29 protein-coding genes and 1 tRNA gene are annotated in these 26210 nt (G+C 39.8%); 11 read left to right on the top strand and 19 right to left on the bottom strand.

The genetic code is table 11. The annotated features are described in order from the left end of the window. Positions 1 to 2 precede the first annotated feature (2 nt). Together CGC64_RS05715 and rhaB are read right to left on the bottom strand one after the other, a co-directional pair. Complete coding sequence (locus tag CGC64_RS05715; protein WP_005679059.1) at positions 3 to 1259, bottom strand: L-rhamnose isomerase; 1257 nt, start codon at positions 1257 to 1259, stop codon at positions 3 to 5. A gap of 44 nt (positions 1260 to 1303) precedes the next feature. Then, the gene (gene rhaB, locus CGC64_RS05710; RefSeq protein WP_005679058.1) at positions 1304 to 2761 is read right to left on the bottom strand and encodes a rhamnulokinase; all 1458 of its coding nucleotides are present in this window, start codon (positions 2759 to 2761) and stop codon (positions 1304 to 1306) included. A 235-nt stretch (positions 2762 to 2996) separates the two neighbouring features. On the opposite strand from rhaB, the gene CGC64_RS05705 reads away from it, so the two are divergent. The 10 genes from CGC64_RS05705 to CGC64_RS05660 all read left to right on the top strand — a co-directional run bounded on the left by CGC64_RS05705 (position 2997) and on the right by CGC64_RS05660 (position 13887). Next, positions 2997 to 3470, top strand: coding sequence for an arginine repressor (locus tag CGC64_RS05705; RefSeq protein ID WP_005679057.1), 474 nt, complete (start codon positions 2997 to 2999; stop codon positions 3468 to 3470). A gap of 26 nt (positions 3471 to 3496) precedes the next feature. After that, positions 3497 to 4075, top strand: a complete 579-nt coding sequence (locus tag CGC64_RS05700) for a GNAT family N-acetyltransferase (RefSeq protein ID WP_005679056.1) — start codon at positions 3497 to 3499, stop codon at positions 4073 to 4075. A gap of 13 nt (positions 4076 to 4088) precedes the next feature. Further along, complete coding sequence (locus CGC64_RS05695; protein ID WP_004310468.1) at positions 4089 to 5297, top strand: argininosuccinate synthase; 1209 nt, start codon at positions 4089 to 4091, stop codon at positions 5295 to 5297. After that, entirely contained in the window at positions 5294 to 6262 is a 969-nt protein-coding gene (gene argC, locus CGC64_RS05690) for an N-acetyl-gamma-glutamyl-phosphate reductase (protein ID WP_005679051.1), read from the top strand. The genes CGC64_RS05695 and argC overlap by 4 nt, the downstream gene beginning before the upstream one ends. 13 nt (positions 6263 to 6275) lie before the next feature. Then, a complete protein-coding gene (locus tag CGC64_RS05685) occupies positions 6276 to 7397 on the top strand; it encodes an aspartate aminotransferase family protein (protein ID WP_005679050.1) in 1122 nt (373 codons plus the stop codon). A gap of 137 nt (positions 7398 to 7534) precedes the next feature. Continuing rightward, on the top strand, positions 7535 to 8308 hold the full coding sequence (gene proC, locus CGC64_RS05680; protein ID WP_005679049.1) for a pyrroline-5-carboxylate reductase: 774 nt from the start codon (positions 7535 to 7537) through the stop codon (positions 8306 to 8308). A 39-nt stretch (positions 8309 to 8347) separates the two neighbouring features. After that, a complete protein-coding gene (locus tag CGC64_RS05675) occupies positions 8348 to 8902 on the top strand; it encodes a helix-turn-helix domain-containing protein (protein WP_005679048.1) in 555 nt (184 codons plus the stop codon). Between the two features lie 7 nt (positions 8903 to 8909). Beyond that, positions 8910 to 10565, top strand: coding sequence for an AMP-binding protein (locus CGC64_RS05670; protein WP_005679047.1), 1656 nt, complete (start codon positions 8910 to 8912; stop codon positions 10563 to 10565). Positions 10566 to 10785: 220 nt separating this feature from the next. Further along, on the top strand, positions 10786 to 10986 hold the full coding sequence (locus tag CGC64_RS05665; protein WP_005679046.1) for a DUF2007-related protein: 201 nt from the start codon (positions 10786 to 10788) through the stop codon (positions 10984 to 10986). A 735-nt stretch (positions 10987 to 11721) separates the two neighbouring features. Continuing rightward, entirely contained in the window at positions 11722 to 13887 is a 2166-nt protein-coding gene (locus CGC64_RS05660; RefSeq protein WP_005679045.1) for a polysaccharide lyase 8 family protein, read from the top strand. Positions 13888 to 14116: 229 nt separating this feature from the next. On the opposite strand, the gene CGC64_RS18785 is transcribed toward CGC64_RS05660, so the two are convergent. From CGC64_RS18785 to CGC64_RS05585, 17 genes are all read right to left on the bottom strand, one after another. After that, positions 14117 to 14204, bottom strand: a tRNA-OTHER gene (locus CGC64_RS18785). Positions 14205 to 14529: 325 nt separating this feature from the next. Next, positions 14530 to 15567 (bottom strand): ankyrin repeat domain-containing protein, encoded by a 1038-nt coding sequence (locus tag CGC64_RS05655; protein WP_005679044.1) that lies wholly within the window; start codon positions 15565 to 15567, stop codon positions 14530 to 14532. 738 nt (positions 15568 to 16305) lie between these two features. Continuing rightward, complete coding sequence (locus tag CGC64_RS05650; protein WP_005679043.1) at positions 16306 to 16599, bottom strand: hypothetical protein; 294 nt, start codon at positions 16597 to 16599, stop codon at positions 16306 to 16308. 80 nt (positions 16600 to 16679) lie between these two features. Continuing rightward, a complete protein-coding gene (locus CGC64_RS05645) occupies positions 16680 to 16865 on the bottom strand; it encodes a hypothetical protein (RefSeq protein ID WP_193900895.1) in 186 nt (61 codons plus the stop codon). 505 nt (positions 16866 to 17370) lie between these two features. Continuing rightward, positions 17371 to 17532, bottom strand: a complete 162-nt coding sequence (locus CGC64_RS18780; RefSeq protein ID WP_005679039.1) for a hypothetical protein — start codon at positions 17530 to 17532, stop codon at positions 17371 to 17373. Positions 17533 to 17538: 6 nt separating this feature from the next. Further along, a complete protein-coding gene (locus tag CGC64_RS05635) occupies positions 17539 to 17790 on the bottom strand; it encodes a hypothetical protein (RefSeq protein WP_005679038.1) in 252 nt (83 codons plus the stop codon). Between the two features lie 11 nt (positions 17791 to 17801). Then, positions 17802 to 17948, bottom strand: coding sequence for a hypothetical protein (locus CGC64_RS18775; protein WP_157448290.1), 147 nt, complete (start codon positions 17946 to 17948; stop codon positions 17802 to 17804). A gap of 36 nt (positions 17949 to 17984) precedes the next feature. Continuing rightward, positions 17985 to 18449 (bottom strand): hypothetical protein, encoded by a 465-nt coding sequence (locus tag CGC64_RS05630; protein ID WP_005679036.1) that lies wholly within the window; start codon positions 18447 to 18449, stop codon positions 17985 to 17987. Between the two features lie 24 nt (positions 18450 to 18473). Next, a complete protein-coding gene (locus tag CGC64_RS18925) occupies positions 18474 to 18629 on the bottom strand; it encodes a hypothetical protein (protein WP_005679035.1) in 156 nt (51 codons plus the stop codon). 36 nt (positions 18630 to 18665) lie between these two features. After that, complete coding sequence (locus tag CGC64_RS05625; protein ID WP_005679034.1) at positions 18666 to 18884, bottom strand: hypothetical protein; 219 nt, start codon at positions 18882 to 18884, stop codon at positions 18666 to 18668. Between the two features lies 1 nt (position 18885). Next, positions 18886 to 19077 (bottom strand): hypothetical protein, encoded by a 192-nt coding sequence (locus CGC64_RS05620; RefSeq protein WP_005679033.1) that lies wholly within the window; start codon positions 19075 to 19077, stop codon positions 18886 to 18888. A 268-nt stretch (positions 19078 to 19345) separates the two neighbouring features. Continuing rightward, positions 19346 to 20134, bottom strand: coding sequence for an ADP-ribosylglycohydrolase family protein (locus CGC64_RS05610; RefSeq protein WP_005679031.1), 789 nt, complete (start codon positions 20132 to 20134; stop codon positions 19346 to 19348). Between the two features lie 231 nt (positions 20135 to 20365). Beyond that, complete coding sequence (locus CGC64_RS05605; RefSeq protein ID WP_005679029.1) at positions 20366 to 21442, bottom strand: penicillin-binding transpeptidase domain-containing protein; 1077 nt, start codon at positions 21440 to 21442, stop codon at positions 20366 to 20368. Between the two features lie 21 nt (positions 21443 to 21463). Next, positions 21464 to 21808 carry a hypothetical protein gene (locus tag CGC64_RS05600; RefSeq protein WP_005679028.1) on the bottom strand — a complete coding sequence of 115 codons (345 nt, stop codon included), beginning with the start codon at positions 21806 to 21808 and terminating at the stop codon, positions 21464 to 21466. Between the two features lie 89 nt (positions 21809 to 21897). Continuing rightward, the gene (locus CGC64_RS05595; protein ID WP_005679027.1) at positions 21898 to 22251 is read right to left on the bottom strand and encodes a hypothetical protein; all 354 of its coding nucleotides are present in this window, start codon (positions 22249 to 22251) and stop codon (positions 21898 to 21900) included. A 578-nt stretch (positions 22252 to 22829) separates the two neighbouring features. Beyond that, positions 22830 to 23417, bottom strand: a complete 588-nt coding sequence (locus tag CGC64_RS05590; protein ID WP_005679026.1) for a tyrosine-type recombinase/integrase — start codon at positions 23415 to 23417, stop codon at positions 22830 to 22832. Positions 23418 to 23808: 391 nt separating this feature from the next. Further along, a complete protein-coding gene (locus CGC64_RS05585) occupies positions 23809 to 24825 on the bottom strand; it encodes a DUF3871 family protein (RefSeq protein ID WP_004323047.1) in 1017 nt (338 codons plus the stop codon). A gap of 665 nt (positions 24826 to 25490) precedes the next feature. Between CGC64_RS05585 and CGC64_RS05575 the strand changes: the two genes are divergently transcribed. Further along, a complete protein-coding gene (locus tag CGC64_RS05575) occupies positions 25491 to 26081 on the top strand; it encodes a putative polyvalent protein kinase domain-containing protein (protein WP_005679024.1) in 591 nt (196 codons plus the stop codon). Positions 26082 to 26210: the final 129 nt, after the last annotated feature.

The raw sequence follows: 26210 nt of genomic DNA, 5'->3' as shown, positions 1-26210 counted from the left end.
ACTTATCGTTTAGAAGTTACTTCAGCTTCGTACTTTTCGATCTCCGCAATGAAATCTTCGCCTACCGGAACATTATTTTTCAAGCAGAACATATCCCATACCGCATTCCAAGGAAGCGCTTTTTCTTCTTCAAGCAAAGCCAAACGCTGAAATCCTTGTCCGTTAGCTTCGTATTCACGCAATTTGGCAATCGGTTCAAGCAAAGCACGAGTCATACATTTCTGTGCAGCACGGCTACCGATTACATAAGCACCGATACGATTGATAGATGCATCGAAATAATCAAGGCCATAGTGTACACGATCTAGTGCACCACAACGAACGATTTCACTGAACAGTTCCATAGTAGGATCATCCATGATAGTGACGTGGTCGGAATCCCAACGTACCGGACGGCTTACGTGCAGCATCAGTTCAGGAACATAAAGTAACAATGAAGATACTTTGTCAGCCACACTTTCTGTCGGATGAAAGTGACCTGTATCCAATGTAATCATCTTATTGTGTGAAGCACCATAGCCGATGTAGAAGTCATTAGAACCTACCGTATAACTTTCCAAACCGATACCAAACACCTTAGATTCGATACAGTCTTTCATATTCTTATATCCAGTAGCGAAAATCTGGTCCAGAGAATCTTTCAACAGTGCACGGTATTTCATACGATTGACTGTAATATCCTTGCTTCCGTCGTGTACCCAAAGATTCATGATGCAAGGATCACCTTGCGCTTTACCCATTTCTTCGGCCACTGCACGACAACGTTTCGTATGTTCAATCCAGAACTGGCGGATACCCTCATCCGGGTTAGAAAGCGACAAATCACCGGATTTCGGATGTGAGAAAGAAGTAGAATTAAAGTCCAGTTTCATATTATGTTCTTTCCCCCACTCTATCCAGCTTTTGAAATGTTCGGGTTCCACCTGATCGCGGTCTACCACCTTCCTCTGAAAATCTCCGTAAATCTCATGCAGGTTCAGCCGATGAGTACCCGGGATATAAGAAGCGGCTTTCAAGATATCGGCACGCAGTTCGTCAATATTGCGGGCTTTACCCGGATAGTTACCGGTAGCCTGGATACCACCAGTCAACGAACCGGCCTGTACTTCAAATCCTGCTACGTCGTCAGCCTGCCAACAATGAAGTGACAGATGAAAATCCTGCATGGTTTTCAATACTTGTTCGGTGTCTACCCCTACCGCTGCATAACGTTCCACAGCAATCTCATACGCTTTCTGAATCAGTTCTTCTTTTTTCATGATATTCTATTGTTTAAAATGATATTCCACCGGTTATTTATTAATTATCGAATGCAGTTTTTAAAGTGGATATAAGCCGTATCCCAAGCATCCGTATCTTGTGGATGATAAGTTTTTAAAGGAACAGACCGCTGAATTAGCCGACGCATACCTGCCATATCCGTTGCTTCCCCCGCCGCCATTGCCTGAATCATCACATTACCGATAGCAGTGGCTTCGGACGGTCCCGCAACTACCGGAATACCGATAGCATTGGCAGTAAACTGGTTCAGTAAATCGTTACGGCTGCCACCGCCAATCACATGCAATGTTTCAATCGGACGAGGAGAAAGAGAACGCAAGTTCTCCAACACCTGACGATAACGCAAGGCCAGACTCTCAAAGATACAACGCACTACTTGTCCACGTTGTTCGGGAACAGGCTGTCCAGTGGCATGGCAATAGGCAGCAATCGATTTTTCCATATTCGCAGGGTTTACAAAGCAATCATCATCCGGATTAATCAGGCTGCGGAACGGTTCGCAAGCATCTGCCTCGCTGATTAACTCAGGATAACTTGTATCTCCCCAATTCAAACGGCAACGTTCCAATAGCCACATTCCGCAAATATTCTTCAGCAGACGAATTGTTCCTTCCACACCACCTTCATTCGTAAAATTCAAGGTTTCTGTTTCGGTATTAATCACCGGAGCGTCCGTTTCAACTCCCATCAACGACCAAGTACCGCTACTCAAATAAGCAAAATTACGGTCTAACGCTGGAACAGCGGCAACAGCAGCCCCCGTATCATGTCCGATCACAGCAATCACAGGCACAGCTCCCAATCCGGTTATTTTCTGCACTTCTTCTGTCAATACTCCTACCTTTTCACCCGGGAATACAAAACGACCGAAGTTCTTCTCTGTCAATCCAACCACTTTCAGTAACTCCGGTTCGAGACTTCGAGTTTGTGCATTCACCAATTGAGCAGTCGAAGCAATCGTATATTCCATCACCATTTTCCCGGTCAGCATATAACTTAATGCATCCGGCATAAACAATATCTTATCCGCTGCCTCCAATGCGCTATCATTATTACGGCGTAAAGTATCTAACTGAAAAAGTGAATTAAAATTCATTATCTGAATACCCGTCTTTTCATATACCTTGCTACGGGAGATGCGGGAAAAGAGAGCGTCCGGAGCTCCTACCGTATGAGGGTCACGATATGCATAAGGCTGACGAAGTAAGTTTCCGTCTTTTCCGACACAAACAAAATCCACTCCCCACGTATCAATACCGATAGAAGCAATAGACTCGCCACGGTGAGCCACCAATTTTAATCCTTCAATGACATGACGATATAATGCATAAATATCCCAATAGAAATGCCCGCCCACTTCAATCAAGTGATTAGGAAAACGATTGATTTCTTCCAGATTCAATCCACCTTCAATAAAAGTACCCAAGATAGTACGGCCGCTCGTTGCGCCCAAGTCGACTGCAAAAAAGTTTTGTTTCATGGTATTCTGTCTATATATTTAAAGTATTCATTTACCTACATGGCAAAGATAGACGATTCCTTCTTCATGCTCCTTACACATTTTGATTGAAAGGATATACATTTTGACACAAATACATAAACCAAACTTCCACTGTTTAGCATATTTTTCACTTTTATGCAAAAAAAGTATTGTTTTATGCATATTTTCTCCAGAATAATGCATACTTTTGCGCCATTCTTAGAATAATTATACAATGAAGAAGAAAGCAAATCGGTTAGACGCCATCAAAATGATTATCTCAAGCAAGGAGGTCGGTTCGCAGGAAGAACTGCTGCAAGAGTTGAACCGCGAAGGCTTCGAACTGACACAGGCCACCCTCTCCCGCGACTTGAAACAACTGAAAGTAGCCAAAGCTGCCAGTATGAACGGGAAGTACGTATACGTGCTGCCGAACAACATTATGTATAAACGCTCCACCGATCAGAGTGCCGGCGAAATGTTGCGAAGTAACGGATTCATTTCCTTGCAATTTTCAGGCAACATCGCCGTTATCCGCACCCGCCCGGGTTACGCCAGCAGTATGGCTTACGATATCGACAACAATGAATTCAGCGAAATACTGGGAACCATTGCCGGCGATGATACTATCATGTTGGTGTTGCGTGAAGGAGTTGCGACAAGCAAGATTCGCCAGCTTTTGTCACTCATCATTCCGAACATTGAATAACTATACATATTTATATATATAAAGAAATGGACACTCAACAAATAGATGTTATGGTAGCCGACGCCTCACATGAGGTATACGTTGACACTATTTTGGAAACTATCAGAAATGCTGCCGCCGTGCGAGGAACGGGAATCGCAGAACGCACACACGAATACGTAGCGACAAAGATGAAAGAAGGTAAAGCAATCATTGCTCTCTGTGGTGACACATTCGCCGGATTCACCTATATCGAATCATGGGGAAACAAGCAATACGTGGCTACCTCCGGTCTGATCGTACATCCCGATTTCCGTGGTTTGGGGCTGGCAAAACGCATCAAACAGGCTTCCTTCCAACTGGCACGCCTCCGTTGGCCGAAAGCTAAGATTTTCAGCTTGACCTCCGGAGCAGCTGTTATGAAAATGAACACCGAACTGGGATACGTCCCTGTCACCTTCAACGAACTGACAGACGACGAATCTTTCTGGAAAGGATGCGAAGGATGTATCAACCATGACATCCTGAAAGCTAAAAACCGTAAGTTCTGCATCTGCACAGCTATGCTGTACGACCCGACAGATCCACGGAACATTAAAAAAGAACAAGAAAGAAATAACATTTAAAAGATACAGCACTATGGAAGAAAAGAAGAAAAAAGTAGTGGTGGCATTCAGCGGCGGACTGGACACATCGTTCACCGTCATGTACCTCGCCAAAGAAAAAGGTTATGAAGTATATGCAGCTTGTGCCAATACGGGTGGTTTCAGCGAAGAACAACTGAAAACAAACGAAGAAAATGCCTATAAACTGGGAGCGGTAAAATACGTAACGCTGGACGTTACTCAGGAATACTACGAAAAGAGTCTGAAATACATGGTTTTCGGAAATGTGCTGCGTAACGGTACTTATCCTATTTCGGTCAGCTCCGAACGTATCTTCCAGGCATTGGCTATCGCACGTTATGCCAACGAAATCGGTGCGGATGCCATTGCCCACGGTTCTACCGGAGCAGGTAATGACCAGATTCGTTTCGACATGACTTTCCTCGTACTGGCGCCGAACGTAGAAATCATCACACTGACCCGTGATATGGCATTGAGTCGTCAGGAAGAAATTGACTACTTGAACAAACATGGTTTCAGTGCGGACTTCACCAAACTGAAATATTCATATAACGTAGGTCTGTGGGGTACCTCTATTTGTGGTGGTGAAATCCTCGACTCCGCACAAGGGCTGCCCGAAACAGCTTACCTGAAACACGTAGAAAAGGAAGGCAGCGAACAACTCCGCCTGACTTTCGAAAAAGGAGAACTGAAAGCTGTCAACGATGAGAAATTCGATGACCCGATCAAAGCGATCCAGAAGGTAGAAGAGATCGGCGCCGCTTACGGTATCGGCCGTGACATGCATGTGGGCGACACAATTATCGGTATCAAAGGCCGCGTAGGTTTCGAAGCCGCCGCCCCGATGCTGATTATCGGTGCTCACCGTTTCCTTGAGAAATACACATTGAGCAAATGGCAGCAGTACTGGAAAGACCAGGTAGCCAACTGGTACGGTATGTTCCTCCACGAAAGCCAATATCTGGAACCGGTTATGCGTGATATCGAAGCGATGTTGCAGGAAAGCCAGCGCAACGTAAACGGTACAGCGATTCTCGAACTCCGCCCGCTTTCTTTCTCTACCGTAGGTGTAGAATCGGAAGACGACCTCGTGAAAACGAAATTCGGAGAATATGGTGAAATGCAAAAAGGTTGGACTGCCGAGGATGCAAAAGGCTTTATCAAGGTAACTTCCACTCCGTTACGTGTTTACTATAACAACCATAAAGACGAAGAGATATGATTAAAGCAGGAATCATTGGTGGCGCAGGATATACAGCAGGCGAACTAATCCGCCTGTTACTCAACCATCCGGAAACTGAAATCGTATTTATCAACAGCAGCAGTAATGCCGGAAACAGAATTACTGACGTACACGAAGGCTTGTATGGAGAAACAGATCTAAGATTCACCGACCAGTTACCTCTGGACGAAATTGATGTTCTTTTCTTCTGCACAGCTCACGGTGACACGAAGAAATTCATGGAAAGCCATAACATACCGGAAGACCTGAAAATCATTGACCTTTCCATGGACTACCGTATCAAGAGTGACGACCATGACTTTATCTACGGTCTGCCGGAACTGAACCGACGAGCTACCTGTACGGCAAAGCACGTGGCCAATCCCGGTTGTTTCGCCACCTGTATCCAACTCGGCCTGCTCCCGCTAGCCAAAAACCTGATGTTGACAGACGATATTTCGGTAAACGCCATTACCGGAAGTACGGGTGCCGGCGTGAAACCGGGAGCTACCAGTCATTTCAGTTGGAGAAACAATAACATCAGTGTGTACAAGGCATTCGAGCATCAACACGTTCCGGAAATCAAGCAGTCACTGCAACAATTACAGAACAGCTTTGACTCCGACATTGACTTTATCCCGTATCGTGGCGATTTCCCTCGCGGCATTTTCGCTACCCTTGTGGTAAAGACCAAAGTAGCCCTCGAAGAAATCGTCCGTATGTACGAAGAATATTACGCCAAAGACTCATTTGTACATATTGTAGATAAGAATATAGACCTCAAACAGGTAGTCAACACCAACAAATGCCTGATACATCTTGAGAAACATGGCGACAAGCTATTGATAATCTCCTGTATCGACAACTTGCTGAAAGGTGCCAGTGGACAAGCGGTTCATAACATGAACCTGATGTTTAACCTGGAAGAAACCGTAGGACTACGTTTGAAGCCTTCAGCTTTTTAAAAACAAAAGAATTATGAAATTATTCGATGTATACCCATTATACAACATCAACATAGTCAAAGGGAAAGGCTGTAAAGTCTGGGATGAAAACGGAACCGAATACTTAGACCTTTACGGAGGTCATGCCGTAATCTCTATCGGACACGCACATCCTCACTATGTGGAGATGATTAGCAATCAGGTAGCTAACCTCGGTTTCTATTCGAACTCAGTAATCAACAAACTCCAGCAACAGGTGGCCGAACGACTGGGAAAGATTTCCGGTTACGAGGATTACAGCCTGTTCCTGATAAACAGCGGAGCCGAGGCGAATGAGAACGCTCTGAAACTGGCTTCTTTCCACAACGGACGTACCAAAGTGGTATCTTTCAGCAAAGCCTTCCACGGACGTACTTCACTGGCAGTAGAAGCAACCAACAATCCGTCTATCATTGCACCTATCAACAACAACGGTCATGTTGTTTATCTTCCTCTGAACGACGTCGAAGCCATGAAGCAGGAACTGTCTCGGGGAGATATATGTGCCGTTATCATTGAAGGAATACAAGGTGTAGGAGGGATCAAGATACCGACTACCGAATTTATGCAGGAACTCCGCAAAGCTTGCACAGAAACCGGCACTATCCTGATTCTGGACGAAATTCAGAGCGGATACGGACGTAGCGGTAAATTCTTCGCCCACCAGTATGCTGATATCAAGCCAGACATCATCACCGTAGCCAAAGGAATCGGTAACGGCTTCCCAATGGCAGGCGTATTGATTAGCCCGATGTTTAAACCGGTATACGGACAATTAGGAACGACTTTCGGAGGAAACCACCTGGCATGTTCGGCAGCCCTTGCCGTTATGGACGTGATTGAACAGGAAAATCTGGTAGAGAATGCAGCCAAGGTAGGTAACTACTTGCTGGAAGAACTGAAGAAATTCCCGCAAATCAAGGAAGTACGCGGACGCGGACTCATGATAGGACTCGAATTCGATGAACCGATCAAAGAATTGCGCAGCCGCCTCATCTATGACGAACATGTGTTTACCGGAGCAAGCGGTACGAATGTACTCCGCCTGTTACCCCCTCTCTGTCTCAGCATGGAGGAAGCCGACGAATTCCTTGCCCGGTTCAAGAAAGTACTCTAATTGCTCATTCTGATTAATAAACAGCCAACAATAAAAGCAGCCTTTACAAGAAAACGATTTCTTATTCAGGCTGCTTTTTGTTTTTTCGTAATTAACCGTTACCTTTGCCTGTGACAACTCATTAAAAACAAGCGTATATGAAAATAGCCATTATCGGTGCAGGAAATATGGGCGGTTCAATCGCCCGTGGCCTGGCAAAAGGAAGCCTGATAGCAGATTCGGACATCATCGTATCCAATCCCAGTGCCGGAAAACTAGAGAGACTGAAAAAGGAATTTCCGAGTATCTCTACCACAAACAATAACGCAGAAGCCGCCACAGGAGCAGACATTGTCATTCTAGCCGTCAAACCGTGGCTGATGCAACCGGTCATGCGCGAGTTGAAACTAAAAAGCAAACAGATACTTATCTCGGTAGCCGCCGGTATCAGCTTTGAAGAACTGGCTCATTACGTCATCGCACCGGAAATGGCAATGTTCCGTCTGATTCCGAACACGGCCATCAGCGAACTGGAAAGCATGACACTGGTCGCCGCACGTAATACGAATGACGAACAGGACCAATTTATCCTCCGCCTATTCAGCGAAATGGGAACAGTCATGCTGATTCCCGAAGATAAAATAACAGCAGCCACCGCATTGGCTTCCTGCGGCATTGCCTACGTATTGAAATATATCCAGGCAGCTATGCAAGCCGGCATCGAAATGGGACTCCGCCCCAAAGACGCCATGCAAATGATAGCGCAATCCCTGAAAGGAGCTGCTGCATTGATTCAAAACAACGACACCCACCCCAGCGTAGAAATCGACAAAGTGACTACACCGGGCGGAATCACAATCAAAGGGATCAACGAACTGGAACACAACGGCTTTACTTCCGCCATTATCAAAGCGATGAAAGCCTCCAAATAACGCCACAAAATTATTAATCATAAAATACCAACCACTTGTATGAATGACCAAATTAAACAAATAGCAGAACGCCTCCGCGGACTACGCGACGTACTCGAACTGACTTCTGAGGATATCGCCCGCGACAGTGACATTTCTGCTGAAGAGTACCGACTCGCAGAAACTGGAGAATACGATATTTCTGTCAGTATGTTGCAGAAAATAGCCCGTACCTACAATGTCGCCCTCGATGCCCTGATGTTCGGCGAAGAACCCAAAATGAGCAGCTACTTTGTAACCCGCGCCGGCAAGGGGACCAGTATCGAACGTACGAAAGCCTACAAATACCAGTCTCTGGCAGCCGGATTCATGAACCGTACCGCCGACCCGTTCATCGTCACCGTTGAACCGAAAGGAGATGACGAGCCGATCCATTACAACAAGCATAACGGTCAGGAGTTCAACCTCGTACTCGAAGGACGTATGCTTATCAACATCGAAGGCAAGGAAATCATCCTCAACCAAGGCGACAGCATTTATTTTAACTCCAAACTTCCACATGGCATGAAAGCGCTCGACGGCAAAACGGTACGTTTTCTGGCAGTAATTATGTAATAACATCATGGTAGAAAGATTTTTATCACAGACCTCCTTTACCTCACAAGAGGATTTCATCAAGAACCTGAAAATAAACGTCCCGGAAAACTTCAACTTCGGTTATGACGTAGTAGATGCCTGGGCTGCCGAACAGCCCGACAAGAACGCTTTACTGTGGACAAATGACAAAGGTGAAAGCCGTCAGTTCTCATTTGCCGACATGAAACGTTACACAGACATGACGGCTTCCTATTTCCAAAGTCTGGGCATCGGCCGTGGCGACATGGTTATGCTGATCCTGAAACGCCGCTACGAGTTCTGGTATAGCACGATCGCCCTTCACAAACTGGGAGCAACCGTCATTCCGGCCACTCATCTGCTGACTAAAAAAGATATCATCTACCGTTGCAACGCTGCTGACATCAAGATGATCGTAGCTGCCGGCGAAGGAATCATCCTGCAACATATCAAGGACGCCCTGCCCGAGTGCCCTACCGTAGAAAAGCTGGTCAGCGTCGGTCCCGAGATTCCGGAAGGATTCGAAGACTTCCACGCAGGGATTGAGAGTGCCGCCCCGTTTGTACGGCCCCGCCATGCAAACACCAACGATGATATCTCATTAATGTATTTCACTTCCGGCACCACCGGCGAACCTAAAATGGTGGCACATGACTTTACCTATCCGCTGGGCCATATCGTTACCGGCAGCTTCTGGCATAATCTGAACGAAAACAGCCTTCACCTTACTATCGCCGATACAGGCTGGGGCAAGGCCGTGTGGGGAAAGCTCTACGGACAATGGATTGCCGGAGCAAACATCTTTGTCTATGACCACGAGAAGTTCACTCCGGGAGACATTCTGGAAAAGATACAGAATTATCATGTAACTTCCCTCTGTGCACCTCCCACTATCTTCCGCTTCCTGATTCACGAAGACCTGACGAAGTTCGATCTGTCTTCACTCAAATACTGCACTATTGCCGGAGAAGCATTGAATCCCGCTGTATTCGATACATTCAAGAAGTTGACAGGCATCAAACTCATGGAAGGTTTCGGTCAGACCGAAACTACTCTTACCATTGCCACTATGCCTTGGATGCAACCGAAACCGGGTAGCATGGGATTGCCCAATCCCCAATATGATGTGGACTTGATTGACCATGAAGGCCGTTCCGTAGAAGCCGGAGAGCAGGGACAAATCGTAATCCGTACCAGCAAAGGTAAGCCGCTCGGTCTTTTCAAAGAGTATTACCGGGATGCGGAACGTACCCATGAAGCTTGGCACGATGGAATTTACTATACCGGAGACGTTGCCTGGAAAGATGAAGACGGTTATCTCTGGTTTGTAGGTCGTGCCGACGACGTTATCAAGAGTTCCGGCTACCGCATCGGCCCGTTCGAAGTGGAAAGCGCCTTGATGACACATCCCGCAGTTGTAGAATGTGCCATTACCGGAGTGCCCGACGAGATTCGCGGACAAGTGGTGAAAGCAACGATTGTATTGTCTAAAGAATATAAGAACCGCGCGGGAGAAGAATTAATCAAAGAATTGCAGAATCACGTGAAGAAAGTGACTGCGCCCTATAAATATCCGCGTGTAATCGAGTTCGTAGAAGAACTTCCGAAAACAATCAGCGGTAAGATTCGTCGTGTAGAAATCCGCGAGAACGATCAGAAGTAAATAAAAAACGACCATTTCATCGATAAAATCCTCCTTTAGCTGCTTCCCAACAGCCTAAAGGAGGATTTCTTTTCATGCACAATGCTACAAATTGGTCAACTTATGCAAATTCTGGTTCAATGAATCATTTGTATACTATATCTGAATCAAAATTACACGTCTAAGTCGTTTTTGTCTCTTATCTTTGCCACAGTAAAAATAAAAACACACTATAAAGATTATGATTACAAGTAGAAAGATTTCTCAAGTCAATGTTTTTGCTGGTAGTCCTTGGGAAGTAGCCAGCGTAAAGAATCTGCTGAAAGCAGCATATATTGAGGTTTCAATGAAAGAGAATGGGCGGAACGGTTTCCTCTTATCTGTCCCTTGCGAATATTATACGGCAGCAATGCGTGTGATTGGCAATAGAAAGATTTCATAGGTTTTAGGTTAATATATTCAGGATTGAGTGCCGATTGTAATGGGGGTTGCAATCGGCTTGTTTTATTATCAGCCTACTGCTTTACCACTCACTCTCCCCTATGTCCTTTCCGTTCAGCTATACTCGCCTTTCGGCTTAGGCCCCCATTAAACATCCGTCATACAGTAGGTATTCATCTGTTATCAGGTAATGATTGTTCGCAAAAGCCGCCGTTATAATTAACTCGCCACAGCCGTGGAGAGTATTCGCCACGGCCGTGAAAGGATCTCTCCACAGCTGTGAGAAGAACTCGTCACAGCCGTGGCGAATTAGTAATACCGGTATCCTGACAGAATAATACCGGTATCTCAACACAACTATACCGGCTTCCCTTCTTATAAAGTCTTACTTAACCTGCCCGTAAACAAGCAACTTCAGTCTTTATTGTGTTCAAGCTATGTAACAACTTGCACCACAAACAATCCATGCATACCCTGCTACCCGTAGCGAACACTTATAATCGCAAGAAATCAAGATAAGAAACAATGACGATTACACAAATCAGGAAGAAGAAAGATACAGTACTGTATCTGAACCGAGCAGTGTACTTCTGTCCCATTTTAGAAATAAATAAGGCACGAGGCAAAAAATACCAATAAACCGATAAAGAAAAAAATAATTGTGACCGGCCATATTACAAGATTTCCATATCTTTGCCCACTATAATTTATTACAACGTATTAAATCAATAATAACATGAAATTCAATTACCACATTATCATCCTTTTGCTTTTAATTGTCCGATTGTTCACACCAAGTACGGCAAAGGCTAGCCAAAACTACATCAACAACCTATATCCCTCCGACAATGATGAATTTGAAACTTTAATGGAGAAAATAAGGAAAGACTTTGCACAGAATCCGCTTATTGACGAGTTTCTACACAAATACGATACCGCCAAAGGCTGTTTCACCGACGTGGACTACAGCCGCCGCGACCGTACAAACTGGGAACCTCTCACTCACATAGACCGACTGTATGATTTTGCATTTGCCTACACCAACCCTCAGAATACTTACTATCAGAACGAAGATATCTATAATAAGATAGTGAAAGGGCTGGAATATTGGTATGAACGCAATCCGAACTGCAACAACTGGTGGTACAACCAGATTGCCGAACCGCAGAAAATCGGTATACTGCTTATACAGATGCGTGTCGGGAAAAAACAGATACCGGCAGAATTGGAAACTAAAACCTTGCAACGTATCCGCAAAGAAGGAGGAGACCCCGTCAAATGGACCGGTGCTAACAGAACCGACATCGCACTTCACTGGATTTACCGGTCATGTCTGGAAAAAAACGAGGCCGACCTGGAAACGGCTCTCGCAAATGCTTACAGTCCGATAGAATATACAGTAAAAGAAGGTTTCCAGCACGACAACTCTTATTTCCAACATGGTGTACAACTTTATATCGGTGGATATGGCGATGAGATCCTGAAAGGAACAACTCAGGTGGCTATGTATACCCAAGGAACAAAATATGCCTTGAGCACCGAGAAGATACAGCTGTTAAGCAAGTTCATGCGCCAAACTTATTATCAGGCCATACGCGGAAAATATATGCTTTTCGATGTACTGGGCAGAGGCATAAGCCGGAAAGATATCACCGACAAAAGCGCCACCGCCCTATTTGCCGAACGTATGGCGGTTCTCGATCCGGAACATATTGAAGAGTACAAAGCTATCATCGCACGTCTAAAAGATGAACAGGCTGCCGACTACAAACTAAAGCCTCTGCATACACATTATTTCCGAGGAGACTATACCCTGCACGTACGCCCCGGCTATACGTTCGACGTCCGTACTGTATCCACCCGCACCATGCGTTGTGAATACGGCAACGGAGAAAACCTCAAAACTTATTTCATGTCGGACGGATGTACCAATATCGTAACTCAAGGAAATGAATATGCCAATATCTTCCCAGCATGGAACTGGCGCAGAATCCCCGGAACAACGGCTCCGCAACTGGACACGATCCCAATGGCCGCAAGCGACTGGCAGACTCGGGGAACTTCCACTTTTGCCGGAGGGGTGTCCGACAGTATCTACGGAGTGTCCGCCTATGCTTACATGGACAATTATGCCGGTGTGAATACCGGAGCCAAAAAAGCCTGGTTCTTTTTCGACAATGAAGTGGTGTGTTTAGGATCAGGAATCAATTCTACTTCATACGCACCTGTATACACCACAATCAACCAGTGTTTGCTTGATGACAAGAACATATTATTATCACAGAACAAGCAGCAAACGACAATAAAGAAAGGAGAATTTTCCTACGATTCTCCCGATTGGGTATTACATAACGGAATCGGATATATCTTCCCTCAAGGCGGCAGGATATTCTTATGCAATCAGCAACAAACGGGCTCATGGTATGACATCAACCATACAGAATCGAAAGAAATGCAACAACGGGAGGTTTTCACACTCGGATTCAATCATGGAACTAACCCTCGTAACGCTACTTATGCATACATCATAGCACCGGGAATAACTTCTGCCCGACAGATGAATGCATACAATAAAAAGAATGGGATTGAAATCCTGGCAAATACGGATGCCATGCAGATCGTAAGAAACAAGAAGCTGAATATCTGGCAAATGGTATTTTACCGGGAAGGAACTTTCACTCACAAAGATATTACTGTAAAAGTAGATAAGGCATGCGCATTAATGCTCAAAGATATCTATCAAAGTAGTGCAGAACTGCACATTGCTGATCCTGCACAGAGTCAGTCGTGCATCAAAGTGGATGTATACATCCCCAAAGTTTCCAAAAACACCCGTAGTATCTTATGTGATTTTGAAAAGACAGGCATCTACGCCGGTGCATCCAAGAAATACTCTCTTTAATATAATACGAGTTGAGTGCTAAAACCGGAAGATATTCAGGCCCGTCAGACAATACATTAACCGTGGCTTTCATATACACTTCCGGTTTACCTCCCGGTTTACATAAAGCTCATAAATCAAACTCAAATCCGGTTTTAGTCAGTATCAAAGACAAAATAACGCCATAACTGGTACATAAACAAAAAGCTCCGTAAATCAAAGATTTACAGAGCTTTTAATCAGGAATACTCGTACTCGAAGCGGGACTTGAACCCGCACAGCCGCAATGGCCAAAGGATTTTAAGTCCTTCTTGCCGGTGACTTCGCCGGTCGAATACGATTGTAATATATCTCTAATAATCAACACATTACAATAAAAGCTTTATAAATCTCTCCTACACTAACTATACTCCGGTTTACATATTGGTTTACATCAACTATGTAGAACAAGATTAGTTATCCAATAAATTAATAATCTCCTTTGTAGGATTTACCCACGCTGCAAAGGTAGTGAATTATACTTATAATGCAACTATTCAACCTTTCATAGATAGGGGTATTATATAAATATATTCTGCAATAAAAGGTAGTATTGATTATGGCTATATAAGAAACATTCAACTTTCAAATAGAATACAACTAGATTATTGACCAGACAGCTTCTTATTTTAAACCTAGTGATTGCCTTGTAGATTTCGAATATTCTGTTTCCTTTACAAGCCAACATATCAAATATCCAATATCATCAACCTTTGCATAAGCTGCAATATGGGTCTTCGAGTTTATTATTTCATTCCAATATTCTAAAATAAATAGTGAGTATAATGCCATGTATTGGAATTTAAATTCAAGAGAATTATCTAGAAGAAGTACTGCTGTTGAAACAATCCTAAAGGGGTATGGCACAGCATTTCGTACTTCATAACCCTTTAATAATTCTTTAGTACTCTCAAACTCCCTAACTTGGGTACGTAAAGCATAATATCGTTCTTCACATAGTCCAACTTCTTTGATAAAATACAATTTACAGCGTCTCAACATTTCGCCTAAAGTAGTAAAGGGGAACGGGAAGATTCCACTAGGTCTTATATTAACTTTCATCGTAGCCCCTCTAGACAACAAATAATCAACAATGTTGTCATGACGATAATTATAGGCAATTTGTATAGGAGACATATTGGCTAACTCTCCCGTACTATATTTCCAAATATACATCTTCTCATCATCTGTTCTCTTCTCTCTTGGTTTAATGTACAAATCATCAGAAGGTTCTTTCACTCTAATCCTTGTCTTGTTAAAATATACGTCTCTATCTGATAGGTTTCTCTCCACACAGAAATTAATATCTGCACCATTATCGAGTAATATTTTAACAGATTCTAAATTACCTATTTTAACAGCCTCTATCAATGGAGTTGTGCTTTCATAACACCTTCTATCGCTATTGTACCTCCTTAAACTAGAATTGGGGTCAGCACCTTTATCTAATAAGAATTGTAACACATCATACAGTCGATTCTCTATAGTAAAGAGCAAACTCTTCGCATTATTTATAAATGACCTATCTACTTCAAACATTATAGCCCAATCCCTATTGGGTTCATCAGCTCTTGCAATCTTAGCCCAATCCCTATTCATACAGTCTTGTAAGAAGCTATCATATTCCCTCTGCCATTGTGCCACTACTTCTTCCCTTCGCATATTACATTATTTAGTCGGTTTATTTATCAATTATAGCATTAAGTTAATGGAAACCATAACTTGAAATGCTAAGCACAAATATACAACTTCTTTATTATTATAGAATATTTACGTGTAAGAATTTATAACGATTATCCTAGATAGATAACCACACTAATACGAAAGATTTACAAGAATAATAAAACAGGTCATTCTATCTATTAAGATTATCAATATTGTATTTGGTAAAATTGCACACATTAAATACTCATACTTTATAATTAATAAAACCCAGCCTAGCGAAAGCTAAGTTGGGCTTATTTTATTATATAATCGCAGAACTAATAATATAAAAGTTTCTCCTTATAAGTCGGGCAGTCCCCCCCCTTCCCATAATCTATTGACATACCAGTCAATTCGTTTAGTCTACCTTCTGTTACTATTTTACTCATTATTATATTTAGATTTGATGTTAATCATACAAGACTAATACATCATGTTAAGATTAATTATCTACTTGCTATATTAATAATAATCTGTATATTTGTGATATGTTTAACCATTAATACTTATAGATTATGTATATCAAATGCCCTAAGTGTAATAACACTAATTTCTGTATCAGTCAAGACACCATAGACGGTGTAGAATACAACGTTATAAGTTGTGTTATTGATGATTATATTATAGGCGTATATCCTAACTCCGATTCTAAATTTAAAGAACTTCAAGAGAAGATTGAGGATTTAGAAAGTACTATTAGTGATTTAGAGGACCGAATTGAGCGTCTAGAACGATAGTCTCACTTATATAGGCTTTAGGAATTACCATACAATCCTTACATAATGAATCAGGTATATTAATACCATAAATACTTGAAGCAAGTACAATAGCTTTATCATCTTCTTCTATGAAGTAACCTACTGTACTTGTTTCTATATCTCTATCTAAGTATCTAACACCTTCTGATAGACTGCATCCTTCTCTATCAGTCATGTACTTGCTATTCCATTTAACAAGTACTAAGTCTTTACGTTTTAATTGCTTATCCATATTAATCCATTTAATGTTATTAGTTATATATCTACATGTAAAGTTATTGATTATTAACCTATTAAACAAATGGTAATATGTTAAGTATTGTTACTAGGTTGTTCATCTAGCATATCATCATCTAACTCCTCATGTATAAAAGCTAATATTTCACCTGTTATAGCGTTCTTAATACATTTGAATCCGGGTGCAATTTCTTCAACTATCTTCTCACATTTAATATTGCACCACTCGGGTATTGTTTTATCCTCACTTTTCATTGTCATAATTATTAATAGTAGCCGCAGTAGGAACTCCAACTGCTGTACCAAATCCATACTTGTTAAATCTTCTCATAAATTCATTCTTATCCTTATTAATTACTATATTTGCAGTATTGTTTAACTTTAAATACTCAATAGATATGGCTAAGTTTATATTAAAACGTAAGCAATTTAAGTCTAGTACACTAATTACAGTTCGGAATGCCATAACTGGTAACAGTACAGTTCCAGATGATACTTGTCTTGATTATTATTTTAAAATTAAAGACTATCATCTTTCAGTTATGTTCTGCCCAAGTTGCCATAAACTTATGTTTCGTAAAAGAGTATTTCCTAATACAAGGGACAACAACATAATGGTAGGTGGACATGTGGAACTCGTATTCTTCCCACAGTTTAAATACATAATACCAATATGTAAAGAGTGTAATGATAAAAAGCAAAATCTACGACCGTTTAAAGTTGAATTAGACAGATTGTGTCGGGCTCCAAGAGAGTAGGTATTAACCTACTCTTTAGCCTCTATATTACTCTCTAAACATTCATCAAATACAGTATTAAGTACCTCATTTGCTTGTTCCTCTGTTATTACGTCATTATTAACCATTTCATATAATAACATCGGTATTAGTTCTTCTGCCATTTCTACATTTAATTTATATCCTTCCATATTAATTCATTTAATATTGCCTTTACTAATTAATCCTTCTATAATGAAGTCTCTTATTGTATCTAGATATTCATCTACTTGCTTCTCCACATACTCACGTGGAAATCCTCCTCCAAAGTTCTCATTACCTGCTATATTAATAGTATAGCTACATTCTCCATTATCTTCGTATGGTGGAAGTAAACGGTCCATTACAATTCTAAGAGACGCATCATATACTTCCAATACTACTTCACCGCTTTTAAATTCACGTTTCATAATTCCAGTTATTAATCCATTGCCTCCATTTCCATTAGTAATAACCACTTTAAATCTTCATCTTCAAGCTTATCTATGAAGCCATAAGGGTCTTCCCAAAACTCCTCTTTGGGAATATTATATTCTTCTAATGTCCTATTCAGTGTCTTTAGTAACATAATCATTGGTTTTATTTAAAATTACCGGAGTGCCAATCATAGTTGACCACTTCGATAACCATTACGTTCCTTATCTATAATGTGATACATCTTCTCAAATGTAATTTCTATCGCAGACATATCATAGCTCTTAATAACTCCTTCATTAGAAATTACTCTCACTTGTAACGTGTCTTTGTCTGATTTATGAGATGTTATGTGGTGAGTACGCTTCTTATCAAATTCTGGAGTAAATATATCTAATTCGTTTCTGAAATGGGAATTATTAATATAATCTACTATGTAGCTATAATCACTAATAGAATGGCATACTCCTATAACTTCTTGATTGCAGTATATAGACTTCTGATATTCAGCAAACATTATTTTAAAGCTATCTACAGTATATTCCTTATTCGCATTATAGAACTTTATACGTGCAATACTTCCGTCTGATAAATCAGACAGTTTAGTCATTCTTCTTTGTGGTCTGCTTATCCACATTTCTTCCATTAAATCCATAAATTGTTCCTCCGATTTAATGTATTATAATCCCATATAGAATGCTAGCATAAGCTTTGCTGCCTGATTGTCCAACTTGTCAATAAATGCTTTAGGGTCTTTCCAAAACTCCTCTCTTGATAATCCGTACTCATCTAGTACAGAATTAATCCCGTTTCTCCACTGTTCTGCTGTTATCATATTTGTTCATTTTAGATATAGTTATTCATCTCATATCTAATCCTCATATATAATACCGTCAATTTCTGGTAAATATCCGTGTATAATACCTTCTGCTTCTTTTATGAGTACCTCTTCATAGCTAAAGTAGATAGACCTACGCATATAACCATGATTGTATCTTTCTACTAAGCTAGTGAGTAGTATTATTTCAGCTTTAGATACTTCTTTAGGATTTACACCTAACTTTATTATTAAAGTCTCTACTGTCATCATATTAACAATTACTACTAGGTGGTATATAATCATCTGGTACATCATGCGGTTCACGTGGGTCTGACTTCCATTCACTAATAGTTATCTCTGCTAATATGTCATTCACTCCTTCTTCTGTTAATTCCCCAGAATCACATTTAGCACAAAGCTCATCTATAAGCTCTATGTATTCATTCATTGTTACCTTTCTCATAATTCATTCCTCCTATTAATGCTGTACCTACTGCGTTCTACACCTTCTCAATACACGCCTTATAAGTAAATAGAATAGTAGTATAGTGATAGTAACTAATAGAACATCTTCTACTTGGCATAGTATATAATGTAATGTACCACCTTTAATTACTAGATTATAATATGCTCCACATTTATATTCATACCACCAATAAGATAATACTGCTTGTATGCAACATTCTGCTACAACTAGTACCAATAATACAATTCTTACATTCCGCATCTTATTAGCTGCTAATAAACATTCTATAGAACCTTTGCATTATATCAATAAATTCTTCAGACAGTCTTTTAAGAACTTCATCTATGATATATTGAGGAATCTCTTTATAATATGCTTCTGCTATTCCACCTGTAATAGCCCCCATTGTATCAGCATCGCCACCTAAAGATATAGTAAGACGGATAGCGCTTTCATAATCCGTACTCTCCAAGAAAGCGATAATAGATTCTGGTATTGTACCTTGACAGCTTTCATTGAAGTGGTATGTAGGTCTTATATCATCACAAGTTCTATTTAGATTATATCCAAATGTAGTTTCAACATACTCTTTAATCTCCTGCTTGGATTTACCAGTACGAGCCAAGTATATACAAGCTGCTGTAGCCTGTGCTCCTTTTATTCCTTCTGGATGATTATGTGTGACTTCTGCACTTTGTTTGGCAGCTTCTAATGTTTCCTCTAAAGTATTAAAAGCCCAATCTATAGGGCTTACTCGCATGGCTGAACCATTTCCCCAACTGTTATATGGTTGAGGATTATCAGCTCTCAACCATTCATAGAACATACTTCCATAACTACTGTGATAGCGATTACCATAGTCCTGCATTATGCCTAATAAGCTATCGCCTGTTAATAGCCAATCAGCATTGGCGATAGTCATTATGGTATCATCAGTAAAGTGTGATGAAGAACCATTGAATAACGGGAAGTCAATAGACTTTATTGGGACAAATTCATAGTAAGAACCTATTATATCTCCTGCTATTGCACCTATCAGTATATCAGTATTCATTGTTACTAAAATTAAGTTGGAATAAAGATATGAATTAATCTGTGGATTTCAATGTACTTCATAAATGCTTTATATACTCTTCGTTACTTATCTAATCCGTTATATTATCTATCATTCTTCATCAGTATAGTTACTTCCCTGATTACATTTAGTTCTGCGATAGAATATGAGTACTTTCTTCTTTAGTAACCAATGAATTAGTAACCTTTAATGGATGTTTCTTATTCCAGATTATTCTTTATAAGATATAATGTTATCAATAATCTTCTTAAATACATCACCTGTCATTAGTCCACCACTTGCAGGTAATCCAGCCTTATTAATAGATACAATGATACTATACTTAGGATTATCAGTAGGGAAGTAACCACAGAACTCTACCGCATACATATCCTTAGTACTATCCTCATTAGTAGATAACGAACTAGTTCCCTGTATACCTGCAACTACTACCTTATCAGACTTGGCAGGTTGACCTAATCCGTCAGTAATATTAAATACTAGAGCTTTCTTCAAACTATCAATACTAGCCCTACTAGCTATTTGGGGATTAATAACTACTACACTATCCTTATATAGTTGAGGCTGTATCATCTTCCCATTGTTAGCAATAGCATTATAGAAGGTTAGTATTTGAATTGGCGATACGTGTTGGTTATAACCAATACTAGACCATACAAAGGCTGTCTTAGTCCAGTTGTTATCTTTAGGAGTTATAAAGTGTGCAGGCTTTAGATTGGCTATTCCTGTGATACTATCCGGTTTACCATAGCTCATATTAGCTAATAAATCAAAATACGATTGGGGATTATTAGCAAATGCTTTCTCCATAGTCTTATAAATAGCAATATTGGAACTAGCTGCCAATCCTTCTTGTACTGTAAGCTCACCATATCCACCTCTATGCCAATTATGGTCTTTAAGCTCTCTGCCATGAACTTGGTAGATACCATTTCCAGTATCAACTTTATCACTCAACTTCACCTTACCAGTTTCTAAAGCTGCCAATAGTGATATTGGGTGCATCAGACCAGTAGACTGCCATACAGAGAAGTTCTCACATGGTTGGTAGTTCGTACTATCTTTCCTAGTAAGTCCAACCAGAGCTTTTATTTGCCCTGATTGAACTTCCATTACTATAGCCTGCCCAGATAAAGCATCGAGTTCAGATAGTTTATTCTCCAGTAGAGAAGTTACATTTACTTGTAATATACTATCTATTGTGGAGATATTCTCTGTAACTTGTTGCCTAGATTGGCAGGAAACTAATAAGAACAATATTATTAACGCTATAAATTCGTTCTTCATTACCTTAGAGTAGTTTCTGTATTAGTTGTTCCATTCTTTACATACAGAGCAATTAGGGTCATGAATATTCTTTCCGTCTTTTAGTATAAATTGATGTTCATAGTACCCTTCTTTCTCTAGTTGTTTACACTTATTACAGGTAGGATGATGCATTCCTTCTCCGCTTTGTGGTGTCCCATCTCTATTGTAAAACATTATATATTCATGTCCATCCGGTTTCGTAACTTTCTTACTACCTGCCAGTTTCTCATCATTTGGATAGAATACACCGTCCCTATAAGTACCACCCTTTCCTTTACAACTGAATAATGTAATTAGTGCAAATATTACACAGATGTACAATATGTTTACATTTGGTTTCTTCATTGTAAATTCCTCCTTAGCTGATTAATATATAGTTAACCCCTTTGGGATATTAAATAATAATTGTCAATAAATAACTGCGATATTTATGATTAGAATATAATTGTCACAGGCTTATTATTGATTTTAGTATTGCCGTAATATTTCTTCTTAGGATAGTCCTTTAACAGATAATTCTTTGTTTCCTTAGGAATATTGGGATTAGCTATGTCGTCTTCAATCTTACGCATAGGTACATATATACTCATCCATTTGTCTTTATTGAGTATAGCATAATCATCATACAGAGCTATGGCGGTAATTTTACCATTATCTTGTACTTTAATCTTAATAATTACACTGGTATTACTAAAACCTCTAGCTTCTCCATTTACATTTCTAATCTCATCTGCATATATGATACTTGAAATTAGAATCATCACATACAATAGAATTACTTTCTTCATATCATTAATAGATGCCCTTTTGTTCCTTAACAGGCTTTTAGTTATTAATTATAGTGTGAGGAACACAACATAGAGTTGCACACTTCTTTAATAAAGAACTGTTGAGTAGTAAAATAGACTGTCTGTTTCTTATATACCTGTATTTATGCCAACCTGTTCCCTATAGTTAGCTACTACATACAAGAAGCGTGGGAACTATTGAATATTACTGCATTGAGGCTCTGGACTTGCCCTTACCCAATAATAAACAATAGCCCACGCCAGAAGAATATATAGTTCATCCCTTAAGATGAATATATAATACTGACGTGAGCGTTCTTGCCTATTATCTTGGGTAATAGAATTGTCCAGATTCCAATGCAAGATAATATCAAACGCTCTTCGTTAACTATGTCCTTTCAGAACTATCTCCATAGAAGTCTGAAATTGCTACAAAGTTACTAAAAGCTGTTTAATTTGCAAGAACTATTGTTTATTAAAAGTTGAGAGCTGTCTCTGCTCAATAATTCAAGGTTGGTATGAAACTTGCCAAATCCCCATATAAGTAGAAATTCTGAACTTTCATACCAACCCAATTATCAGAAGCTAAGACAGTCATAAGTATTTAATAATTCCTCTTGCCTCAATCCCAAGTATCTCTTAGTAATTGATACACTGGAATGATTGAATAGTTCCATGAGCTTAACAAGTGCAAGCTCTGAATTATCACTGTTCATATTATAAACCTGTCTGCCAAAAGTCTTTCTAAGAGAATGACAACTGAAATTACCTATATGTAACTTGTACTTCTTCTTAATCTCTTTCAGCATGACATTGATTCTCTGAACTGTGTACACTGTCCCCTTCTGACTTATCAATACAGGAGCATTTATGCCAACTGGATTTATATGCTCATAACAATCTCTGATATGTTGCTGTAGCTGCATATTAATCCTAATTGTCCTTTGCTTCCCTGTCTTAATCTCTATAATGGTAAATTCTTCTGCATCTAATATCTGATTCCACCTCAAAGCAAGAATATCAGAAATTCTTAGACCTGTGAAGCAACCCAAAGCGATAAGAAGTGACATCTTATAGTTACTATCCCTTGCCAACTTTCTTACTAGGTTCATTGCTTCGCTCCATTGCAGATAATCTGCTGTTGTACTTGAATATTTAAGTGACATAATGTTCTGTTTTATAGTGAAACTAATAAAAGTGAATATTAATTTTGAGTTGGAATATCTAACTTGCTGATTACTAGCTAAACATTCACTAATAACAGAAGTGAATGTTATACTACTGGCTAATAATAGAGAAAGAGTACCTATATATAGTATATAGATACCCTTATTAGTTCTTCATGTACTACTTCATCGTAATAATCTTGTATATAGTCCAAATAATCATCAAGAAGAATACAACAGGTGAAATTGCACACATAACAAGTAACAAGATAATCCAAGATATAACGACTAATAACGCTTGTAACATAATCTTTTGAATATTAATAGGTAATGAATAATCAAGGGACACCCTTATTATATGGATGCCCCTTTTAAGTACTCTGTAATACCACTAACTAAGAAACCACTGATATTTGTCATCACCGTGTAAAGCGGAACATATACCCGTTGCAAGTTCTGTAGCATTATAGGCTCTATCCAAGAATGAATCTATATAGCTACTCTTATTTGCACCTGTGAGCAAGTTGTAGAATTTCCACATAGACAAATCATTTCCCAAGCTACCAAAGTTCTCGTCATTGATATAAGCCTTAGCCACATTGTTAACCTGTGTATCAGTAAGCAACATTTTAGGTATATCCTTTTGATAGCCTTGCGGTAATGACTGATAAAGTCTCATTCTTCCAAGTAGTTGGCAGAACTGATGCTCTGTCATACTGGTATTGCCTAAAGACTGCATCAAATGTATGTGTTTGGCTGCATCGTATTTGTGGAACATTTCCAATACCGCTTGATATAAATCCCTTGTATTGGTAACTTCCAAGCAACTAAGATAACCGTCTGTAGATACACATAGATTTGTGCAAACCTTACAAGTAAAGCCAATAAACACTTTAAACCGCTCCGCACCTTTCTTCGAATAAAGATTGGTGTGGTTATAAGCTCTTACACCGCCAATAGTAAGGGTTAGCCTGTTACCGTGTACTGTCTCATAGATAGTAGGAACTTCAATAACAAAAGCGCACCTTTCGTAGTAGATAGTCTTGTCACTCTCTAGTAACTGATTGGCTGGCTTATGTATTGCTTCGGGAATGCGACCCTTAATAACATGGCTTACACGAATATCTGGCGATTCAATTTGTTCACCGCTAAAGAATGTATTGGTTGCATCCTGTACCGCTTCAATGAAAGCCACATGAGATAATGTAGCTTCGTTATCCTTGGCAAATACAGGGATAATGCAATCATTCCTTAGATGTTCCAAACTGGCTTCAATCGTATTGGCTTCAATAAATAACGGGCGTTTCTGCTTAATAATTGGCTCTTCAATTATTACCGCTTCTTCTGCATATTCACCAAAGTTTCTACTAGTTCTTTGTACTGGCATAATCTGTAATGTTGATTCCATAATCTGTAATTTATTAAGTTAATATTAGAAATTCCTCTGTCTGAAAGCTAAGCAAGCCACAATCAGTATTAATAATCCAATAAAGAACTGTGGCATTAAGACTACTGGCACAATTAGAATTATTCCAAACGTCAATAAAATCTTTAAATTCTCCATACGCATAATAATAGATTAGTAAATAGTGTATTTAAGGACAAAATGAGGGCTTAACATGAAGTACTATTCATTCACTTCTTTTTGTGCATCTTTATACGTAGGCATATACAAATCGTTGATAAGTCCGCACATTTCAGAAGTTCAAAAGGTTTGTGGGCTGAATAGCAATTCATGCAATCCTTTCATTTTTCCTAATGATTGGTATGGGGGTGTTAGTAGTTTCACAGAAGCTTAGCGCACGATATACATCTGATGCGCTCACTGTCTGACTAATAATTTTACTCTATCACTACATAAAGTTCAAATAGAAACACTACCTAAATCTAAAGGGGCGGGGGTATGATTTTAGATACTACCAAATTGGGGTTGGGGTATATAATATAAATAAATCTCATTAAAAGGTAGTACGCTAATATATCTATATATTGTCAGATTCAAATAGATTGCCTACATTTGCATAAACTCATAATTATATGAATTATGGAATATATTAATGAATTTCACAAGCAATGGATAGAGCGTACCCGCCAATCAATAATCTCTTGGAGCAAGCAACCTGTATCACCGGAAGAAGTAAGGAAGCAACAGGAGAAGTTGAACCAACAGAGGGCTATAAGGGAAGGCAAATTAAAGAACTGATAGTATTTGCCAACGCCAACAACTTATGGATTGACTTGTCACACCTCAATATTACCTACATGGATAAGGGTGGTGAGAATGAAGTATTCCATGACGGTAAATCGTCTGTCATCAAGCTGAATAACTTTGAGTATGCAGGGGATGATTTGGAGAACTTCTTCATTCGCATTAACGCACACAATAAGTTCTTTAGTAATGTACCCTATCAGATGATTGGCTTCTCTTATAACAGCCGTCAAGAGTTCTGTGCAGTTCTCACACAACCTTACATATTGGCAGAACGGGAAGCAACAGAAGATGAAATTGCTGAATACATGGAAGCGCTTGGCTTTGAAATGGATTATATAGACGAGTTCCATAACGACCAATATGAAGTGTTTGATGCCGTTCCCAACAATGTGCTGTACGGTATTGACAAGGACTTGTATTTTATTGATACTCAAATCAGACTAAAGAAGTAATTTGGATATATGTGTAGAGAGCCCCAACCTTATAATATGAATCTCATTAAAAGGTAGTATTCTTATCAAATGTTATCTCTGTCATTATTAATTCGACTTCATAAGCATATAAAGACTATATATTACAGT

The sequence above is a fragment of the Bacteroides caccae genome, assembly GCF_002222615.2.
GTDB classification, from domain to species: Bacteria; Bacteroidota; Bacteroidia; order Bacteroidales; family Bacteroidaceae; genus Bacteroides; species Bacteroides caccae.
Note: the sequence above shows the minus strand (reverse complement) of the source record. Positions and strands in the feature narration are given on the sequence as shown.

Coding starts and splice junctions, on each gene's coding strand:
- CGC64_RS05670 (WP_005679047.1), top strand. CDS start 8,910: ATGGTAGAAAGATTTTTATCACAGACCTCCTTTACCTCACAAGAGGAT.
- CGC64_RS18775 (WP_157448290.1), bottom strand. CDS start 17,948: ATGTTACTAAAGACACTGAATAGGACATTAGAAGAATATAATATTCCC.
- CGC64_RS05645 (WP_193900895.1), bottom strand. CDS start 16,865: ATGACAATGAAAAGTGAGGATAAAACAATACCCGAGTGGTGCAATATT.
- CGC64_RS05700 (WP_005679056.1), top strand. CDS start 3,497: ATGGACACTCAACAAATAGATGTTATGGTAGCCGACGCCTCACATGAG.
- CGC64_RS05595 (WP_005679027.1), bottom strand. CDS start 22,251: ATGAAGAAAGTAATTCTATTGTATGTGATGATTCTAATTTCAAGTATC.
- CGC64_RS05575 (WP_005679024.1), top strand. CDS start 25,491: ATGGATAGAGCGTACCCGCCAATCAATAATCTCTTGGAGCAAGCAACC.
- CGC64_RS05630 (WP_005679036.1), bottom strand. CDS start 18,449: ATGGATTTAATGGAAGAAATGTGGATAAGCAGACCACAAAGAAGAATG.
- CGC64_RS05650 (WP_005679043.1), bottom strand. CDS start 16,599: ATGGATAAGCAATTAAAACGTAAAGACTTAGTACTTGTTAAATGGAAT.
- CGC64_RS05590 (WP_005679026.1), bottom strand. CDS start 23,417: ATGTCACTTAAATATTCAAGTACAACAGCAGATTATCTGCAATGGAGC.
- rhaB (WP_005679058.1), bottom strand. CDS start 2,761: ATGAAACAAAACTTTTTTGCAGTCGACTTGGGCGCAACGAGCGGCCGT.
- CGC64_RS05605 (WP_005679029.1), bottom strand. CDS start 21,442: ATGAAGAACGAATTTATAGCGTTAATAATATTGTTCTTATTAGTTTCC.
- CGC64_RS05675 (WP_005679048.1), top strand. CDS start 8,348: ATGAATGACCAAATTAAACAAATAGCAGAACGCCTCCGCGGACTACGC.
- proC (WP_005679049.1), top strand. CDS start 7,535: ATGAAAATAGCCATTATCGGTGCAGGAAATATGGGCGGTTCAATCGCC.
- CGC64_RS05620 (WP_005679033.1), bottom strand. CDS start 19,077: ATGAGAAAGGTAACAATGAATGAATACATAGAGCTTATAGATGAGCTT.
- CGC64_RS05665 (WP_005679046.1), top strand. CDS start 10,786: ATGATTACAAGTAGAAAGATTTCTCAAGTCAATGTTTTTGCTGGTAGT.
- CGC64_RS05585 (WP_004323047.1), bottom strand. CDS start 24,825: ATGGAATCAACATTACAGATTATGCCAGTACAAAGAACTAGTAGAAAC.
- CGC64_RS05625 (WP_005679034.1), bottom strand. CDS start 18,884: ATGATGACAGTAGAGACTTTAATAATAAAGTTAGGTGTAAATCCTAAA.
- CGC64_RS05695 (WP_004310468.1), top strand. CDS start 4,089: ATGGAAGAAAAGAAGAAAAAAGTAGTGGTGGCATTCAGCGGCGGACTG.
- CGC64_RS05655 (WP_005679044.1), bottom strand. CDS start 15,567: ATGCGAAGGGAAGAAGTAGTGGCACAATGGCAGAGGGAATATGATAGC.
- CGC64_RS05600 (WP_005679028.1), bottom strand. CDS start 21,808: ATGAAGAAACCAAATGTAAACATATTGTACATCTGTGTAATATTTGCA.
- CGC64_RS05610 (WP_005679031.1), bottom strand. CDS start 20,134: ATGAATACTGATATACTGATAGGTGCAATAGCAGGAGATATAATAGGT.
- CGC64_RS05705 (WP_005679057.1), top strand. CDS start 2,997: ATGAAGAAGAAAGCAAATCGGTTAGACGCCATCAAAATGATTATCTCA.
- CGC64_RS05660 (WP_005679045.1), top strand. CDS start 11,722: ATGAAATTCAATTACCACATTATCATCCTTTTGCTTTTAATTGTCCGA.
- CGC64_RS18780 (WP_005679039.1), bottom strand. CDS start 17,532: ATGGAAGGATATAAATTAAATGTAGAAATGGCAGAAGAACTAATACCG.
- CGC64_RS05635 (WP_005679038.1), bottom strand. CDS start 17,790: ATGAAACGTGAATTTAAAAGCGGTGAAGTAGTATTGGAAGTATATGAT.
- CGC64_RS05685 (WP_005679050.1), top strand. CDS start 6,276: ATGAAATTATTCGATGTATACCCATTATACAACATCAACATAGTCAAA.
- CGC64_RS18925 (WP_005679035.1), bottom strand. CDS start 18,629: ATGATAACAGCAGAACAGTGGAGAAACGGGATTAATTCTGTACTAGAT.
- argC (WP_005679051.1), top strand. CDS start 5,294: ATGATTAAAGCAGGAATCATTGGTGGCGCAGGATATACAGCAGGCGAA.
- CGC64_RS05715 (WP_005679059.1), bottom strand. CDS start 1,259: ATGAAAAAAGAAGAACTGATTCAGAAAGCGTATGAGATTGCTGTGGAA.